This is a genomic window from Saccharopolyspora mangrovi, assembly GCF_035320975.1.
Lineage (GTDB): Bacteria > Actinomycetota > Actinomycetes > Mycobacteriales > Pseudonocardiaceae > Saccharopolyspora > Saccharopolyspora mangrovi.
Window position 1 is genome coordinate 13,934 of sequence record NZ_JAWLNX010000033.1, and the last position, 16,338, is coordinate 30,271.

Here is a 16,338-nt window from a genome sequence, read left to right on the forward strand (position 1 = left end):
CCGAGGTCGGTGCAGGGGTCCTTCGGCGGCGGCCCGAAGTGGGGTTCTGGGGTCGGAGCGTTCGCGCGGTAAAGGAACTTTGTCTGTTTGCCTCCTGCTCGGGGGCGTGAATTCGCTTCTGCTCGTGGGAAAAACCAGAACTGGCGAGTAATCGTCACCGGGTTTCTCCGGGCGGGACCGGTCGTCCACCGTATGGATCCAGAAGTCCCACGGGATGGGCGGGTTCATCCCCGAGCTGAGGACCGAGGTGCCTGTGAGCGCGAACGGAACGGATGCCGGTTGTCCGGGCGGGAACGTCGACGTTCCCGCCGGCCCGCAGCGTCGCGCGACCTGGGTCCCCGAACCCGCCGAACTGTCCGATGTGGAATTGCTGCTGGACGGCGCTTTCCCGCCGCTGCGCGGTTTCCTCACCGCCGACGAGGTCGAGTCGGTGCGCACCCGCCAGCGCCTCACCGCGGACGTGCCCTGGCCGGAACCGATCGTGCTGACCGTTCCCCAGGAGATCGCGGCGGCCGCGGAGGTCGAGCTGCACGACGTCGAGGGCGCCCCGGTCGCGGTCGTCCGCAACGACGCCGCCTGGTCGGACGCGACCGGCTGGCACGTCGCGGGTCCCGTCGAAGCCGTCGACGAACCCACCGGCGTGCTGCGGCGCATGCGCCCGCCGGCCGAGCAGGTCCGGGCGCAGCTCCCGGCGGGCCCGGTGCTGGGCGTGCTGCCCGAGTCGCCGCTGCACCACCGCGAACTCGCCCAGATCCGCCAGCTCGCCGCCGAGCTGGACGCGCACGTCCTCCTCCTGCCGCGGATGACCGGTCCGCGTCCCGAAGTGCTGGTCCAGTCGGTGCTGGCCGCCGGCCCGGAACTGCCCGAGAGCACCACGATCGTGCCGGTCCCGCTGGTGCGCCGCAGCGACCCGAAGCGCGACGCGCTGCTGGCCGCGCACGTCGCCGCCGCCTACGGCGCGACCCACCTGATCGCCGAGACCGCGCTCGAACGAGCACCGATCCAGGTGCTCGAACCGCCGGAGGTGGTGCGCGACCAGGCCGACCGCTGGCGCCCGGCCGCGCAGGTCGCCCCCGCCGACAGCCGCCCCGGGCTCAGCGACGAGCGGCTGCGCGAACTCCTCGACAGCGGCGAGGATCTGCCCACCTGGTTCACCACCCCGGCGATCGCCGAGCAGCAGCGCAGGCTGCACCCGCCGCTGGCCGCGCGCGGGTTCACCGTCCTGTTCACCGGCCTGTCCGGAGCGGGCAAGTCGACGCTGGCCAGAGCGCTGCGCGACGAGCTCAGCAGGCACGACCACCGCGCGGTGACGCTGCTCGACGGCGACGTGGTCCGCCGGACCCTGTGCGAGGGGCTGGGCTTCTCCGCCGAGGACCGCAGTCGCAACGTGCGCCGCATCGGCTACGTCGCCGCCGAGATCACCCGGCACGGCGGCGCGGCGATCTGCGCGCCCATCGCCCCGTACCACGCCGACCGCGACGCGGTGCGCCGCATGGTGCGCGAGGCGGGCGGGTTCGTCCTGGTGCACGTGGCCACGCCGCTGGGCGAGTGCGAGCGGCGCGACCGCAAGGGCCTCTACCGCAGGGCGCGCACCGGGTCGCTTCCCGAGTTCACCGGCATCTCCGCTCCCTACGAGTTCCCCGACGACGCGGATCTCGTCCTGGACACCTCCGAGCTGTCGCAGGACGAGGCGGTGGAACGCGTCGTGGCGTTGCTGCGCGAGCGGGGCTGGGTGCGGTCGTGGATCTCGGCGTAGCGGCGACCGGGCTGCTCACCGGCCTGATGGTGGGCGTGACCGGCATGGGCGGCGGGGCGTTGACGATGCCCCTGCTGACCCTGGTCTTCGGCGTGCCGCCGCTGGCCGCGGTGTCCTCCGACCTGGTGGCCGCCGCGGTGATGAAACCGCTGGGCGCGGCGGTGCACCTGCGGCGCCGGACCGTGCAGCCGAAGCTCGTGGGCTGGCTGTGCCTGGGCTCGCTGCCGTGCGCGGCGGCCGGATCGCTGCTGGCGGGGTCCCTGGGCGAGGGGACCCAGTCGGCGCTCAAGGTGGTCGTCGGCGGCGCGGTGCTGCTGGCCGCGATCACCCTGTTCGCCCGCATTGTGCTGTCCCGCCGACCCTCCACATCGGACGGAACGCGGGTTCGGCCGGTGCCGACCGTGCTGCTCGGGGCCGTCGCCGGGCTGGTCGTCGGTACGACTTCGGTGGGTTCCGGGTCGATCATCATCGTGGTACTGCTGCTGCTCAACCGGGGGCTGAGCTCGGCGCGGCTGGTCGGCACCGACCTGGTCCAGGCGGTCCCGCTGGTGCTGGTCTCGGCGATCGGCCACGTCTTCGCCGGCGACGTCCACCTCGGGCTGGTCGGTTCGCTGCTGGCCGGCTCGATCCCGGGCGTGCTGGTGGGATCGCTGATCTCGGCGCGAGTTCCGGACAGCCCGGTCCGGGTGCTGCTCGGCGGGATGCTGGTGACCACCGGGCTGATGATGCTCGGAACCGACGTCCTGCCCGGCGTCTCGGCCGGGCTGCTGGTCGTGCTGCTCGGCGCGGTGGTCCCGCCGCTGCGCGGCGCGATGTCGTCGCGGCGGGCGGCCGCCGCGAGTGATCGCAGGGAGGTAGTGGGGTGAGGGTCGACGACCACGAGCTGGCGGCCGCGCTGGCGCGGCGGGCCGGGGAGCGCCTGGTGGAGCTGCGGGCGGAGTCCACTTCGGACCCCGAGCGGCTCGGCGACGCCGGTGACGCCGCGGCCCACCAGCTGCTGATCGAGGCCCTGGCGCAGCAGCGACCGGCCGACCCGGTGCTCTCCGAGCACGGCGTGTCGGGTCCGGAACGCGTTGCGGGAGAACGGGTCTGGATCGTCGATCCGCTCGACGGGACCCGCGAGTTCACCGAACCCGGCCGCAGCGACTGGGCGGTGCACGTCGCCCTCGCCGAGCGCCACGAGGTCATCGCCTCCGCCGTGGCCCTGCCCGCCCAGGGCGTCGTGCTGCACACCGGCGAGCCGCCCGAGCAGCCCACGCACGGCATCGCCCGGCCGCGCATCGCCGTCAGCCGCAGCAGACCGCCGGAGTTCGTCGCCGCCCTCGCCGAGGAGATCGGCGCCGAGCTCGTCCCGATGGGCTCGGCGGGCGCCAAGATCACCGCGGTGGTGCTCGGCGAGGTCGACGCCTACCTGCACGGCGGCGGGCAGTACGAGTGGGACAGCGCCGCCCCGGTCGGCGTCGCCGGCGCCGCCGGACTGCACACCAGCCGCCTCGACGGCTCCGAGCTGGTCTACGACCGCCCCGACCCGTGGCTGCCCGACCTGCTGGTCTGCCGCCGCGAGCTGGCCGTGGACCTGCTGGCCGCCCTGTCCGACCGACCCGAGGGGAGTCGCTGATGCCCGCCGGACTTTCTCGTCTGGACGTACTGGAATCCGAGGCGGTGCACCTGATCCGCGAGGTGGTCGCCGAACGCGACCGACCGGCGCTGCTGTTCTCCGGCGGCAAGGACTCCGCCGTGCTGCTCAAGCTGGCCGAGAAGGCGTTCGCCCCGGCGCCGATCCCGTTCCCGGTGCTGCACGTCGACACCGGCCACAACTTCGAGGAGGTCCTGGACTTCCGCGACCGCCGCGCCGCCGAGCTCGGCGTGCGGCTGGTGGTCGCCTCGGTGCAGGAGTCCATCGACGCCGGGCGCACCGTCGAACCCGAGGGCCTGACCAGCCGGAACCGGCTGCAGACGGCCTCGCTGCTGGAGGCCATCGCCGAGCACCGCTTCGACGCGCTGTTCGGCGGCGCCCGCCGCGACGAGGAACGCGCCCGCGCCAAGGAGCGCATGCTGTCCTTCCGCGACAGCTTCGGCCAGTGGGACCCGCGCAACCAGCGCCCGGAGCTGTGGAACCTCTACAACGGCCTGATCCACCCCGGTGAGAACGTGCGGGCCTTCCCGCTGTCGAACTGGACCGAGCGCGACGTGTGGACCTACATCGACCGCGAGGACGTCGAGCTGCCGTCGCTGTACTTCGCGCACAACCGCAAGGTCTTCGAGCGCGACGGGATGCTGCTGGCCGACAACCCGTTCCTGCCGCGCGATCCCGAGGAGCAGCTGGTCGAGCGGTCCGTCCGGTTCCGCACGGTGGGCGACATGACCTGCACCGGCGCCGTCGAGTCCACGGCCGCGACGGTGTCCGAGGTGATCGCCGAGATCGCCGCGACCAGGATCTCCGAGCGCGGCCAGACCCGCGCCGACGACCGCACCAGCGCGGCGGCGATGGAGGACCGCAAGCGGGAGGGATACTTCTGATGACCACCACCGAGCCGGTCTTCGCCCCGGCCGACGACCTGCTGCGCTTCGCCACCGCCGGAGCCGTCGACGACGGCAAGTCCACCCTGATCGGGCGGCTGCTGCACGACTCGAAATCGCTGCTGGCCGACCAGCTCGAACAGCTGGAGGTCGCCAGCAGGGAGCGCGGCGACGAGCAGCAGCTGGACCTGGCGATGCTCACCGACGGGCTGCGCGCCGAGCGCGAGCAGGGCATCACCATCGACGTGGCGCACCGCTACTTCGAGACCGCGCGGCGCGCGTTCATCATCGCCGACACCCCGGGGCACGCCCAGTACACCCGCAACATGGTCACCGGTGCCTCCACCGCGGACCTGGCGATCGTGCTGGTCGACGCCCGCAACGGGCTCACCGAGCAGAGCCGCAGGCACGCCGTGCTGGCCGGGCTGCTGCGGGTGCCGCAGCTGGTGCTGGCGGTCAACAAGATGGACCTGGTCGACTTCGACGAGACGGTCTTCCGCTCCATCACCGGGGAATTCGCCGCGTTCACCAAGCAGCTGGACCTGCGCGAGGTCACCGCCCTCCCGATCTCGGCGCTGCGCGGCGACAACGTCGTGGACCGCTCGGCGGCGATGCCCTGGTACGACGGGCCGTCGCTGCTGGAGCACCTGGAGAACGTCGAGGTCGCCGAGGAGACCGGACGCTTCCGGCTTCCGGTGCAGTACGCCCTGCGCGCCCAGGACCAGGACTACCGCGGCTACGCGGGCCAGATCGTCGGTGGTTCCGTCGCCCCTGGCGAGGAGGTGCTGCACCTGCCCTCCGGGATGCGCAGCCGGGTGGTGGCGGTCGACACCGCCGACGGGGAGCTGGAACGCGGGCAGGCGCCGCAGTCTGTGGCGCTGCGGCTGGCCGAGGACATCGACGTCGGGCGCGGCGACGTGCTCTGCTCGGTCGAGCAACCCCTGGTCGCGGCCGAGGAGCTCACCGCCTCGGTGTGCTGGATGTCGCCGAGAACCCCGCTCACACCGGGAACCCGGCTGCTGCTCAAGCACACCACCCGCGTGGTCAAGGCGATCGTCACCGAGGTCCGCGAACGCCTCGACGTCACCACGCTGGAACGCGGGGCGGCGGATTCGTTGCAGCTCAACGACATCGGCGAGATCACCCTGCGGCTCGCGCAACCGGTGTTCTGCGACCCCTACGAGCACAACCGGTTCACCGGGGGAGCGGTGCTCATCGACGACGCCAGCCATGCGACCGTCGGCGCGGTCCTGATCACCGACGCGCGCTGAAGACCCTCAACGGCACGACGAAGGAGCAGACAATGGTCAAGATCATCGGGGCCGGGTTCGGCCGGACCGGCACCGCGTCGATGAAGGCGGCGCTGGAGCACCTCGGCTTCGCTCCGTGCTACCACATGTTCGAGGTCATCGCGCAGCCCGAGCGCGCCGAGGACTGGGACCGGGCGCTGGACGGGAAGGTCGACGACTGGGAGACCGTGCTCGGCGGGTTCGAGTCCACGGTGGACTGGCCGGGCTGCACGTTCTGGCGCGAGCTCATGGACTTCTACCCGGACGCGAAGGTGCTGCTCACCGTCCGCGACCCGGAGCGCTGGTACGACAGCGTGTTCAACACGATCTACCAGTTCGTGCAGGAGCCCCCGGGCGACGACGACTTCAGCAACACGATGCGGCCGACCGTGGAGCGGATGATCTGGAACGGCACCTTCGACGGCCGCTTCGAGGACCGCGAGCACGCCATCAAGGTCTTCGAGGCGCACAACGCCGCTGTTCAGGAGGCCGTTCCGGCCGACCGGCTGCTGGTCTACCAGGTCGGCGAGGGCTGGGACCGGCTGTGCGAGTTCCTCGACGTCCCGGTGCCCGAGGAAGCGTTCCCGCACGTCAACGACTCCGGCTCGATCCGCGATCTCGTGGAGAAGACGCAGCGCGAGGGCAAGTTCACCTCGCCGTTCCAAGCCTGATCCCGCCGAGCACTGTCGAGGAGACCCCATGTCCGCCAACAAGTTAGGCCGCAGATCGGTGCTGCGGATGCTCGCCGCAGCGCCCCTGGTTCCCGCGGCGTTATCGGGCACGGCCCAGGCCGCACCTCGTCCCGCCGCCGGCGCGCTAGGTGCCGACCTGGTCAGCCGACCGGACCTGCACCCGCCGCTGGTGGAGATCATGACCCCGGCCGCGGGCACCGAGCCGGGGCACGTGCTGCTCACGCCGACCGGCGCCAGCACGATGGACGTCAACGCACCGGCTCCGCGCGGCCCGATCCAGCCGGGCGCGATGCTCATGGACAACACCGGCCAGGCCGTCTGGTTCGGCCCGGCGTCCAACGGCGTGAACTTCGACCTGAAGGTGCAGCGGCACCAGGGCAAGCCGGTGCTGACCTTCTGGGAGGGGAAGGTCGTGGTGCCGCCCGGTTTCGGGCACGGCACGTTCGTGATCGTCGACGAGACCTACACCCGGATCGCCGAGGTCGCCCCGGTCAACGGCCTGACCGGTGACCTGCACGAGTTCGTCATCACCCCGCAGGGCACGGCGCTGCTCCTCGCCTACCGCGAGGTGCGGGTGGACACCACACCCGTTGGCGGGCAGCTGAATTCGAAGGTCCTCGAAGGCGTGGTGCAGGAGATCGACATCGCCTCGGGCGAGCTGGTCTTAGAGTGGAACAGCCTCGAGCACATCGGCTTGGAGGAGTCGTTCTACCCGGTTCCCACCGATCCCGAGGCGTTCCACGACTACATCCACCTCAACGCGATCTGCGAGGACGGCGACGCGCTGCTGATCTCGGCCCGCTGCACGCACGCCATCTACCGCATCGACCGCAGGACCGGTGACGTGAAGTGGCGGCTGTGCGGGAACAGGAGCGACTTCGCGATGGGCGACGACGCGGCGTTCGCCTGGCAGCACGACGTCCGCCGCCAGGGCGACGGCACGATCACGCTGTTCGACAACGCCGACGTGGGCGGTCGCGGCAAGTCGCGCGGCATGACCCTCAACGTCGACGAGGCGGCCAAGACGGCAACGCTGCTGCGCAGCGCTGAAAGCCCGGAAGGGCTGCTCGCCCCCAACCAGGGCAACGCCCAGATGCTGCCCAACGGTCACATGTTCGTCGGCTGGGGCGGCAAGCCGTACTTCACCGAGTTCGGCCCGAACAACGAGGTGCTGTTCCACGGCCGCTTCGCCGAGACGATGGCCTCCTACCGCGCCTACCGGGCCCAGTGGGTCGGCAAGCCCACCGATTCCCCCGCGGTGGCCGGCAAGCCCGGCGACGGCGTGACCAGCGTCTACGCCAGCTGGAACGGGGCCACGGAGGTCACCGCCTGGCGCGTGCTCGCAGGCCCCGACGAGCAGAACCTCGCGCCGGTGCTCGACGCCCCCAAGTCGGGCTTCGAGACGAAGGTCGACGTCCAAGGCGCTCACGCCTTCGTCGCCGTGGAAGCCCTCGACGCGGGCGGAGCGGCGCTCGGCAGGTCGGCGGCGGTCCAGGTCGCCTGATGCGCGGGCGGGCTCCATCGCCGGAGCCCGCCCGCGGATACCGCTCGCGGGCGTTCACCTCCCGCGACGGGTCTCCCCGAACCACGACCGGAAGGCCTCCGGCCCGACCTGATGTCGAAACCCGGCTTCAGGGCTGGTCCTTGAACTCGGATATGAGCGTCTGGTTGCAGTCCGCGCAGGTGGGCGCGGTGATCCAGTCGAGGTCTGTGGGAGCCGCCATCGCCACGTCGATGCCGCAGACGGTGGTGTCGGACGGCTGGCTCTCCCAGCGGCGGCCCCGGAAGGCATGTCGCGCGAAGACGCCGGACTCCGGGTTCGGGGTCGGCAGCCAGTAGTGCCGCGCAGGTTCGAGGTGCATCGGTGCTCTCCGCTCTTTCCGGTTCGAGGATGCCGATCAACCTAAATCTGCGATCGCAGATTTCGTAATTGCCGATTCGGGTGATGTTCTTGCGGGCGTTGATCCGGAACACTGGTGGGTGACGGAGATCGACTTCGGAGGCGATGGATGGCCACACCCACCGTGCGGCGGCTGCAACTCGGCAACGAACTGCGCCACGTGCGCCTCAAGGCCGGCCGGGAACAAGCCGAGGCGGCCGAGGCCCTGGACTGCGGGATCGGCAAGATCAGCCGCTTGGAGCTGGGCCAGGGAGGCATCTCCAAAGGCGACCTGAAGCTCCTGCTGGAGTTCTACGAAGTCGATCCCGACGAGATGCAGTGGATGTTCGAGCTCGCCAGAACCCGCAGCAGCCGGGGACGTTGGGGCGACTACCGCGCGGTCTTCCCGGAGTGGTTCCGGATGTACGTCGACCTGGAGAGCGACGCGGAGGAGATCCGGCAGGTCCAGGGAGAGATCGTTCCTGGGATCTTGCAAACCGAGGGCTACATCCGGGCTATGGACAAGGCTTCTGCCCGCCGGGAGAGCGAAGACATCGACGGCAACGTCGCCGCACGCCAGGAGCGACAGGCGATTCTGACCCGGGACGGGCCGCCGAACGTGTCGTTCGTGCTGTCGGAGTCCTGTCTGCGGCGCAAGATCGGTACCGCTGAGGTCATGCGTGAGCAGCTGGAACACCTGGCGGAGATGGCGTTGCGCCAGAACGTGAATCTGCAGGTCTTGCCCTTCGACGTGGAGGCCCCACCCGGTGGCACCTCCTACGACTTCACCATGCTTCGCATCCCGTCGAACGGAATCGCGGCCCCGCTGGAGTTCGTCTACGTCGAATGCCTCGACGACGCCCGCTACCTGGACGCCAAGGACGCGGTGTCGGCGTACGCGCGCCTGTGGGATCAGCTGCAAGCAGCGTCGCTTTCTCCGAAGGAATCTCTGAAAGTCCTACGATCGGTGCGCAACCAGTACTCGGAGTAGACGCGAGGTCGCACCATGATCGAACGACGTGTCCTGACGGACGCGACGTGGCGCAAGAGCAGCTACAGCGCAACCCAGAACGAGTGTGTCGAAGTCGCGATCACCCACGATGCCATCGGCGTTCGCGACACCAAGGACCGCCACGGCGGAACCCTGATCTTCGACACCACGACGTGGACCACCTTCTTATCCCACCTCACAACCCGCAGCTGAACACGCGCACCGGGCCGGTCTCCCCTCGGAGACCGGCCCGAAGCGTGTGGTCAGGAGCACGCGCGAACTGGAAGGAGGGGGCCGGGAGGTTAGGGTGTTTTAGAGGCTAAGGAGTGTTGTTCGTGAGCGAGGCGGCGGAGGACGAGCGGGAGGTCCGTCGCCGTTGTCGTCGGGCGCTCGGGGTGACCACGCTCGGGCTGATGTTGGTGCTGGTCAACGCCACGTCGTTGAACCTGGCGCTGCCCGCGCTGTCGGGTTCCTTCCAGGTCCCCGCTGCTACCGCGGACTGGTTCCTGGTGGCGTTCATGCTGGCCAACACCGCGTCGATCCTGGTGTTCAGCCGGATCTCGGACATGCTGGGGCGGCGGACGATCTACCTCGGTGGGCTGGCCTGCTTCACCGTGATCAGCCTGCTGTGCGTCTTCGCGCCGAACGCCTCCGTGCTCATCGTGCTCCGCGTGCTGCAGGGGGTCGCGGCGGCCACGACCGTCACGAACACGACCGCGATCCTCACCGACGTCTTCCCGCCGGATCGCCTCGTGCACGGGTTGAGCCTGAACATCACCGCGGCCTCGATCGCGCAGATGATCGGGCCCGCGCTGGGCGGGCTGCTGGTGACCTTCGCCGACTGGCACGCGTTGTTCCTGGTCAACGTGCCCATCGGAATCGTGGCCGTGGTGCTGGGGTCGCGGTTGCTGCCGAAGATCCCGCGGGCTCGCGGGCCCCGGGAGCGCTTCGACGTCGCAGGCGCGGTGCTGTCCAGCGCGGGGTTGTCGGCGCTGCTGTTCGGGATCAACCGCATCGGCCCGTGGGGCGCGACCGACCCGCGGGTGGCCGCGGCGATCCTGCTCGGGGTGGCGCTGCTGGTGACGTTCGTGCTGGTGGAGCGGCGGATTTCGGCGCCGCTGCTGGACCTGCAGCTGGTGCGCCGACCCGGGCGCGGCCAGGCCTACGGGGCCGCGTTCTTCAACTCGTTCTGCCGTGCGGGGGTCGTGGTGCTGGTGGGGCTGCACCAGCAGATGGTCGAACACCGCACGGCGCTGGAAGCCGGCTTCATCGTGATGCCGCTGGCGCTGCTGATGATGCTGTGCGCGCCGCTGAGCGGCAGGTTGTCGCTGCGCTGGTCCGCGCGGACCCTGTCCAGCCTCGGTGCGCTGCTGGTGGTCGTCGGCATCGTCGGACTCGCCGCTCAACTGGCGCTGCCGGACGCACCGCTGCTGGTCATGGCGGTGTGCCTGGGGCTCATCGGCGCGGGAACCGGGCTGTTCACCGCACCGAACACGGGCTCGATCATGGCCGGGGTCAGCAGCGATCGGCGGGCGGTGGCCAACGGGATCCGCTCGATGCTGTTCAACAGCGCGCAAGCCGCCGGGACCGCCGTGGCGCTGCTGATCCTCACCAGCTGGCTGGGCTCCTCCGGTGTTGCGTCCTACGCTGCCAACGCCGACGATCCCGCCGTGCGGTTCGGCTTCGCGGTCGCAGCGCTCGCGATGGGCCTCGCCGCGTTCGCCGGGCTGGTGCTGTCGTTGGCGCGCGGCGGCCCGTGGCGGGCCCGCTGAAGGAACGGAGGTCGTCGGTGTTCACCGTTACCGTCCGGGACCACGTGATGGTCGCCCACAGCTTCCGGGGCGAGGTCTTCGGGCCCGCGCAACGACTGCACGGTGCGACGTTCGTGGTGGACGCGACGTTCAAGCGGGAATCGCTCGACGCCGACAACATCGTCGTCGACATCGGACGCGCCACCGAGCAGCTCGGCGAGGTCCTGGCCGACCTCAACTACCGCAACCTCGACGAGGAACCCGAATTCGCCGGGGTGAACACCTCGACGGAGTTCCTGGCCAAGGTCATCGCCGACCGCCTCGCCGACCGGGTGCACGCCGGTGCGCTCGGTGAATCCGCGCGCGGGCTCGCGGGAGTGCAGGTCTCGCTGCACGAATCGCACGTGGCGTGGGCCGGGTACGAACGGGCGCTGTGAGGGTTCACTTCGTCCTTCCCGACGACGACCAGCCCAGCGGCGGCAACGTCTACGACCGCCGCGCCATCGCAGGGCTGGCCGCGCTGGGACTCGACGTGCGCGACAGCGCCATCGCGGGAACCTGGCCGCAGCCGGGCGAAGACGCGCGCGGCCGGTTGGCGGGCCTGCTCGCCGCGATCCCCGATCACGAGGTGGTTCTGCTCGACGGGCTCGTGGCCTGCGGAGTCCCGGACATCGTCGAAGCCCACACGCACCGGCTGCGGACCGCGATCCTCGTGCACCTGCCACTGGCCGCCGAGACCGGACTGAGCCCAGAAACCGCCGCGCGACTCGACGCGGCCGAGAAGCGGGCCCTGCGCGCGGCGCGCCTCGTGATCACCACGAGCCCGAGCACGGCCGACGAGCTCGACCACGACCACGTGCGCACCGCGCTGCCCGGGACCGAACCGGCACCGGTCGCGCCCGGGACCGACGGGGTGACGCGCCTGCTCTGCGTCGCCTCGCTGACCCCCCGCAAAGGCCACGACCTGCTGCTCGAAGCGCTCGCCGACCTGCCGCTGACCTGCGATCTCGTGGGGCCGGAGCGCGATCCCGACTGGGCCCGACGGCTGGGCGAGCACCGGCTCGGCGACCGGATCCGCCTGCGCGGGCCGCTGACCGGCGCCGAACTCGCCGACGCCTACGCGGCGGCCGACCTGCTCGTGCAGCCCTCCCGGGCCGAGACCTACGGCATGGCCGTCACCGAGGCGCTGGCGCGCGGGATCCCGGTGATCGCCAGCGCGGTGCCGGACGCGCTCGGCGACGGTGGCCTGCTCGTGCCGGCCGGCGACCTCGAATCCCTCACCCGCGCGCTGCGGCGCTGGGCCGAAGACGCCGCGTTCCGGGACCGGATGCGCTCGGCCGCGCTGCGCCGCCGCGCGCACCTGCCGACCTGGGAATCGACGGCGCGGCAGCTGGCCGCCGCGCTGGCTAGCCTGGAGGTATGACCGCCGCCGGATTCGCCCCGGAGTGGCTGGCGCTCCGCGAGCACGCCGATGCCGAAGCCCGCGCGGCCGACCTGCTGGGACCGCTGCGCGCGGCGTTGGCACGTCGAAGCCCGTTCCGCCCCCGGCTGGTGATCCGCGACCTGGGCTGCGGCACCGGGTCGATGCGCCGGTGGCTGACCGGGCGGCTCGACCAGCCACAGCACTGGATCCTGCACGACCGCGACCCGCAGCTGCTCGCGCTCGCCGCAGCGACCGCGCTCGGCAGTGTTGAAACCCGGGAAGGTGAGATCGCCGACCTGCGCGGCGACGACCTGGCGGGGACCTCGCTGGTCACCGCCTCCGCGCTGCTCGACGTGCTCACCGCGAGCGAAGCCGACGCGCTCGCGACCGCGTGCGTCGACGCCGGCTGCCCCGCACTGCTGACGCTCACCGTCACCGGGCACGTCGAGCTCGACCCGCCGGGACCGCTGGACGACCGGTTCGAAGCGGCCTTCAACCAGCACCAACGCCGCCACCTGCTCGGACCCGACGCCCTCGGGCACGCCGTCGCGGCCTTCCAGGACCGGGGCGCGCGGGTGATCACCCGGCCCAGCCCCTGGCGGCTCGGGCCCGGCCGGCTGACCGAGGAGTGGCTGCGCGGCTGGCTCGGCGCGGCCTGCGAACAGGACCCGGACCTGGCCGCGTCGGCGCCCGGGTACCTGCAGCGGGCCGGTGACCTGCGAGTCGTCGTCCACCACGCCGACCTCCTGGCGCTACCGGGGGAGCGGGCGTGATCCGGCACGCGTGGCCCTGGCTGCGCGCGCTCGCGGCCGTGGGGATCCTCGCCGTCCTGGCGTGGCGGCTGGGCGCGAACGCGTTCCTGGAGGGACTGCGCGCCATCGGGCCCTGGACGATCCTGACCGCGCTCGGCATCGGACTGGCCACGACCGCGTGCAGCGCCTGGCGGTGGAGCGTCGTCGCGCGAGGGCTCGGCCTGCGGCTGCCGCTGCGGACGGCGCTGGCCGACTACTACCGCGCGCTGCTGCTCAACGCCGTGCTGCCCGCCGGGGTGCTCGGTGACGTGCACCGGGCCGTCAGCCACGGGCACCGCTCCGGCGACCTCGGCGGCGGTGTCCGCGCGGTCGTGCTCGAACGCTTCGCCGGGCAGATCGCGCTGCTCGCCGTCGCGGGAATCGTGCTGGTCACCGGGCCGGTCCTGCCGTTCCAGCTCGGCCCCGGACTGCTCGTGGCGGCCCTGGTCGGCGGGGCGTGCCTGCTCGTTCCGGCGGTGCGCCGGGCGGCGGCGACGTTCTGGCGGGACGCGCGGCGCGGCGTGCTCACCCGGCGGGCCCTGACCCCGGTCGCGGTGTCCTCGGTGGCGACCGTCGCCGGGCACCTGGCTCTGTTCCTGGTCGCCGCGCGGGTTTCCGGCGTGACCGCACCGATCGCCGCGCTGCTGCCGCTGCTGGTGCTGGCACTGCTGGTGATGGCGCTGCCGCTCAACATCGGCGGCTTCGGGCCGAGGGAGGCGTTCCTGGCCATCGCCTTCGCCGCCACCGGGCTCGATCCCGCGCAGGGCCTGGCGACCTCGGTCGCCTACGGAGCGCTGACGCTCATCGCCGCGCTTCCGGGGGTGTTCGCGCTGGTCGGGCGTTCCGCGCGGCGCAGCCGAGCGGTGGAACGGCGCGAGCGGGTCCTCGCGGGCTGAGATCAGGGGTAGACGATCCGGTGGCACAGGGTCGGGAGTTCCCCGGCCAGCAGCTCGGGCAGCTCGTCGAACCTGCTCTGCCCGCTGATCAGGGCGTCGAACACCGGATCGGCCAGCAGCCCCAGCGCCAGCGACATCCGCTCGGCGAAGGTGCGGCGGGGGTGGGCGACCGCGCCGACCTGGCTGCTGCGCACCGTCAGCCGCCGGGAGTGGAAGAACTCGCCCAGCGGCAGGCTCACCTCCCGGTCGCCGTACCAGCTGAGCTCGACGACCCGGCCCTCGGTGGCGAGCAGCTCGAGCGATTGGACCAGGCCCTGCTCGCTGCCGCTGGCGTGCACCACGAGATCGCACTCGCCGTCGGCCTGCTCGGGCGCGGCGAAGCCGACGCCGAGGGCGTCCGCGGTCGCCTCCCGCGCCGGGTCGACGTCCACCAGCTGCACCCGGACGCCGGGGAAGCGCGCGAGGACCGCGGCCACCGCGCAGCCGACCATCCCGCCGCCGACCACCGCGATCCGGTCACCGACCAGCGGCGCCGCGTCCCACAGGGCGTTGACGGCCGTCTCCACCGTCCCGGCCAGCACCGCGCGCTCCGGCGGAACGCCCTCGGGCACCACCGCCACAGCGGAGGCCGGGACGACGTAGCGCGTCTGGTGCGGGTACAGGCAGAACACCGCACGGCCCTCGAACTCGGCGGGACCGTCCTCGACCACGCCGACGTTGAGGTAGCCGTACTTGACCGGCCACGGGAAGTCGCCCTCCTGGAACGGCGCCCGCATCCGCTCGTGCTGCGATTCGGGGATTCGCCCGCCCAGCACGAGGCTTTCCGTTCCCCGGCTGACGGCCGAGAACAGGGTGCGCACCGCCACCTGATCCGGCGAACGATCCGGCAACGCGGCGCGCCGGATCTCGCACCTGCCCGCTGCAGTGACCCACAATGCCCGCGCGGCGTCTAGCATGGACGACCTCCGAAAACAGGGTGGCCATGATCGAACTCCACCGCAACACCGCGGAGCACCTGGCGTGGGCGGGCGTCCAGGTCATCGCGCTGGGCGTGGTCGCCGCGACCGCGGGGCTGGGGCCGATCGGTTGGGTAGCCGGGATCGCCTGCGCCCTCGTCACCCAAGCGCTGGTGGGCCGCGCGATGCGGAGGCACGCCACGACCGCGCTGGGGCCCGCTGACCGGATCACGCTCGTCCGGGCGGGGTTGACCGCGGTCATCACCGCGCTGGTGGTCGACGGCGCGGGACCGCCGGTGATCGTCGTGCTCGGGATCCTGGCGCTGATCAGCGATTTCGTCGATGGTCAGGTGGCTCGGCGCACCGGGACGGCATCGGCGTTCGGGGCGCGGCTGGACATGGAGGTCGACGCGTTCCTCATCCTGGTGCTCAGCGCGCACGTCGCGGTCTCCTCCGGCCCGTGGGTGCTGGCGATCGGGGCGATGCGCTACCTGTTCGTGGCCGCGTCGTGGTGGCTGCCGTGGTTGCGGGCGGAGCTGCCGCCGAGCTTCGCCCGCAAGACCGTCGCGGCGGTGCAGGGGATCGTGCTCGTCGCCGCCTCGTCCGGGATCGTGCCGCGCTCGGATGAGCTGGTCCTCCTCGCGCTGCTGGTGCTCACGTGGTCGTTCGGCCGGGACGTGCTGTGGCTCAGCCGCTTTCGGACGTGACCTTCGGGAAGTAGCGCAGCACGGCCACATCGCCGATCTTGGTCACCTCCTCGAGGTGGAAGCGGCGCGCCGGGCCGCCGGGGAAGTCGGCGGGGTGCAGGAAGCGCGGTGCCGCCTCCTGCCCGACGAGCATCGGCGCGATCGCCATCCGCAGCTCGTCGGCCAGACCGGCCTGGAGGAACTCCGTGTGGATGCAGGTGCCGCCCTCGACCATGAGCCGTCGCACGCCCCGGGAACCGAGGTCGTCGAGCAGCGCGCCGAAGTCGATTTCCGCTCCCAGCGAAGCGATTTCGGCCAGTTCGTCCACTGTGGTCGCTGCCGCGCCGGAATCGGTGGTGTAGACGAGCTTTCCGCCGCCGAGGCGCCACAGCCGCAACGCGGGGTCGAGGTTCCCGCTGCCGGAGACGACGACCTTCAGCGGGTGCTCCGGCAGGCCACGGGCGACGCGGTCGGCGCACCGCCGGGCACTGCGCACGAGCAGGCGCGGGTCGTCCCGGCGCACCGTTCCTGCGCCGAGCAGGATCGCGTCGGACTCCGCGCGCACCTGGTCGACGTGGTCGAAGTCCGCGGCGTTGGACAGCGGGAACCGCCCAGCGCTCACGTCGTCGATGCAGCCGTCCGCGCTGACGGCGACGCTGAGCAGAACGTACGGGCGCGACACATCCGCCACCGTACCCACTGGTGATC

The 16,338-nt window shown here is 71.7% G+C and carries 18 protein-coding genes; 15 read left to right on the plus strand and 3 right to left on the minus strand.

Annotated elements, in window-relative coordinates:
- Nucleotides 1-253: 253 nt before the first annotated feature.
- Genes cysC through R4I43_RS30915 form a run of 7 tightly spaced genes read left to right on the plus strand, consistent with a single transcriptional unit; the run spans nt 254 to nt 7,761 of the window.
- Nucleotides 254-1,756: an adenylyl-sulfate kinase gene (cysC, locus tag R4I43_RS30885; RefSeq protein WP_324269237.1), complete on the plus strand. Its 1,503-nt coding sequence runs from the start codon at nt 254-256 to the stop codon at nt 1,754-1,756.
- Nucleotides 1,741-2,622 (plus strand): sulfite exporter TauE/SafE family protein, encoded by an 882-nt coding sequence (locus tag R4I43_RS30890; protein ID WP_324269238.1) that lies wholly within the window; start codon nt 1,741-1,743, stop codon nt 2,620-2,622. The genes cysC and R4I43_RS30890 overlap by 16 nt, the downstream gene beginning before the upstream one ends.
- Complete coding sequence (locus tag R4I43_RS30895) at nt 2,619-3,374, plus strand: 3'(2'),5'-bisphosphate nucleotidase CysQ (protein WP_324269239.1); 756 nt, start codon at nt 2,619-2,621, stop codon at nt 3,372-3,374. The genes R4I43_RS30890 and R4I43_RS30895 overlap by 4 nt, the downstream gene beginning before the upstream one ends.
- Nucleotides 3,374-4,276, plus strand: a complete 903-nt coding sequence (gene cysD / locus R4I43_RS30900; RefSeq protein ID WP_324269240.1) for a sulfate adenylyltransferase subunit CysD — start codon at nt 3,374-3,376, stop codon at nt 4,274-4,276. Before R4I43_RS30895 ends, cysD begins: the two co-directional genes overlap by 1 nt.
- Nucleotides 4,276-5,547: a sulfate adenylyltransferase subunit 1 gene (locus R4I43_RS30905; protein WP_324269241.1), complete on the plus strand. Its 1,272-nt coding sequence runs from the start codon at nt 4,276-4,278 to the stop codon at nt 5,545-5,547. The genes cysD and R4I43_RS30905 overlap by 1 nt, the downstream gene beginning before the upstream one ends.
- A 32-nt stretch (nt 5,548-5,579) precedes the next feature.
- Nucleotides 5,580-6,236 carry a sulfotransferase family protein gene (locus R4I43_RS30910; protein ID WP_324269242.1) on the plus strand — a complete coding sequence of 219 codons (657 nt, stop codon included), beginning with the start codon at nt 5,580-5,582 and terminating at the stop codon, nt 6,234-6,236.
- Between the two features lie 28 nt (nt 6,237-6,264).
- Nucleotides 6,265-7,761: an arylsulfotransferase family protein gene (locus tag R4I43_RS30915; protein ID WP_324269243.1), complete on the plus strand. Its 1,497-nt coding sequence runs from the start codon at nt 6,265-6,267 to the stop codon at nt 7,759-7,761.
- 127 nt (nt 7,762-7,888) lie between these two features.
- On the opposite strand, the gene R4I43_RS30920 is transcribed toward R4I43_RS30915, so the two are convergent.
- Nucleotides 7,889-8,119: a hypothetical protein gene (locus R4I43_RS30920; RefSeq protein WP_324269244.1), complete on the minus strand. Its 231-nt coding sequence runs from the start codon at nt 8,117-8,119 to the stop codon at nt 7,889-7,891.
- 147 nt (nt 8,120-8,266) lie between these two features.
- Here R4I43_RS30920 and R4I43_RS30925 point away from each other — a divergent pair, with 147 nt between their 5' ends.
- The 7 genes from R4I43_RS30925 to R4I43_RS30955 all read left to right on the plus strand — a co-directional run bounded on the left by R4I43_RS30925 (nt 8,267) and on the right by R4I43_RS30955 (nt 13,988).
- Nucleotides 8,267-9,127: a helix-turn-helix domain-containing protein gene (locus tag R4I43_RS30925; protein ID WP_324269245.1), complete on the plus strand. Its 861-nt coding sequence runs from the start codon at nt 8,267-8,269 to the stop codon at nt 9,125-9,127.
- 15 nt (nt 9,128-9,142) lie between these two features.
- Nucleotides 9,143-9,340, plus strand: coding sequence for a DUF397 domain-containing protein (locus R4I43_RS30930; RefSeq protein ID WP_324269246.1), 198 nt, complete (start codon nt 9,143-9,145; stop codon nt 9,338-9,340).
- A gap of 122 nt (nt 9,341-9,462) precedes the next feature.
- On the plus strand, nt 9,463-10,899 hold the full coding sequence (locus tag R4I43_RS30935; protein ID WP_324269247.1) for an MFS transporter: 1,437 nt from the start codon (nt 9,463-9,465) through the stop codon (nt 10,897-10,899).
- A gap of 17 nt (nt 10,900-10,916) precedes the next feature.
- Nucleotides 10,917-11,315, plus strand: a complete 399-nt coding sequence (locus R4I43_RS30940) for a 6-pyruvoyl trahydropterin synthase family protein (protein ID WP_324269248.1) — start codon at nt 10,917-10,919, stop codon at nt 11,313-11,315.
- Entirely contained in the window at nt 11,312-12,301 is a 990-nt protein-coding gene (locus R4I43_RS30945; protein WP_324269249.1) for a glycosyltransferase family 4 protein, read from the plus strand. Before R4I43_RS30940 ends, R4I43_RS30945 begins: the two co-directional genes overlap by 4 nt.
- Nucleotides 12,298-13,074 carry an SAM-dependent methyltransferase gene (locus R4I43_RS30950; RefSeq protein ID WP_324269250.1) on the plus strand — a complete coding sequence of 259 codons (777 nt, stop codon included), beginning with the start codon at nt 12,298-12,300 and terminating at the stop codon, nt 13,072-13,074. The genes R4I43_RS30945 and R4I43_RS30950 overlap by 4 nt, the downstream gene beginning before the upstream one ends.
- Nucleotides 13,071-13,988, plus strand: coding sequence for a lysylphosphatidylglycerol synthase transmembrane domain-containing protein (locus R4I43_RS30955; protein ID WP_324269251.1), 918 nt, complete (start codon nt 13,071-13,073; stop codon nt 13,986-13,988). Before R4I43_RS30950 ends, R4I43_RS30955 begins: the two co-directional genes overlap by 4 nt.
- Before the next feature lie 2 nt (nt 13,989-13,990).
- Here R4I43_RS30955 and R4I43_RS30960 read toward each other — a convergent pair whose 3' ends face one another.
- Nucleotides 13,991-14,944 (minus strand): zinc-dependent alcohol dehydrogenase, encoded by a 954-nt coding sequence (locus tag R4I43_RS30960; RefSeq protein ID WP_324269252.1) that lies wholly within the window; start codon nt 14,942-14,944, stop codon nt 13,991-13,993.
- Between the two features lie 26 nt (nt 14,945-14,970).
- Here R4I43_RS30960 and R4I43_RS30965 point away from each other — a divergent pair, with 26 nt between their 5' ends.
- Nucleotides 14,971-15,651 carry a CDP-alcohol phosphatidyltransferase family protein gene (locus R4I43_RS30965; protein ID WP_324269253.1) on the plus strand — a complete coding sequence of 227 codons (681 nt, stop codon included), beginning with the start codon at nt 14,971-14,973 and terminating at the stop codon, nt 15,649-15,651.
- On the opposite strand, the gene R4I43_RS30970 is transcribed toward R4I43_RS30965, so the two are convergent.
- Nucleotides 15,632-16,312 (minus strand): RibD family protein, encoded by a 681-nt coding sequence (locus R4I43_RS30970; protein WP_324269254.1) that lies wholly within the window; start codon nt 16,310-16,312, stop codon nt 15,632-15,634. The genes R4I43_RS30965 and R4I43_RS30970 overlap by 20 nt on opposite strands.
- Nucleotides 16,313-16,338 lie beyond the last annotated feature (26 nt).

Excerpts from the sequence above, each read along its gene's own strand:
- cysD (WP_324269240.1), top strand. The coding sequence starts at position 3,374 with ATGCCCGCCGGACTTTCTCGTCTGGACGTACTGGAATCCGAGGCGGTG.
- R4I43_RS30905 (WP_324269241.1), top strand. The coding sequence starts at position 4,276 with ATGACCACCACCGAGCCGGTCTTCGCCCCGGCCGACGACCTGCTGCGC.
- R4I43_RS30910 (WP_324269242.1), top strand. The coding sequence starts at position 5,580 with ATGGTCAAGATCATCGGGGCCGGGTTCGGCCGGACCGGCACCGCGTCG.
- R4I43_RS30915 (WP_324269243.1), top strand. The coding sequence starts at position 6,265 with ATGTCCGCCAACAAGTTAGGCCGCAGATCGGTGCTGCGGATGCTCGCC.
- R4I43_RS30920 (WP_324269244.1), bottom strand. The coding sequence starts at position 8,119 with ATGCACCTCGAACCTGCGCGGCACTACTGGCTGCCGACCCCGAACCCG.
- R4I43_RS30925 (WP_324269245.1), top strand. The coding sequence starts at position 8,267 with ATGGCCACACCCACCGTGCGGCGGCTGCAACTCGGCAACGAACTGCGC.
- R4I43_RS30930 (WP_324269246.1), top strand. The coding sequence starts at position 9,143 with ATGATCGAACGACGTGTCCTGACGGACGCGACGTGGCGCAAGAGCAGC.
- R4I43_RS30950 (WP_324269250.1), top strand. The coding sequence starts at position 12,298 with ATGACCGCCGCCGGATTCGCCCCGGAGTGGCTGGCGCTCCGCGAGCAC.
- R4I43_RS30960 (WP_324269252.1), bottom strand. The coding sequence starts at position 14,944 with ATGCTAGACGCCGCGCGGGCATTGTGGGTCACTGCAGCGGGCAGGTGC.
- R4I43_RS30965 (WP_324269253.1), top strand. The coding sequence starts at position 14,971 with ATGATCGAACTCCACCGCAACACCGCGGAGCACCTGGCGTGGGCGGGC.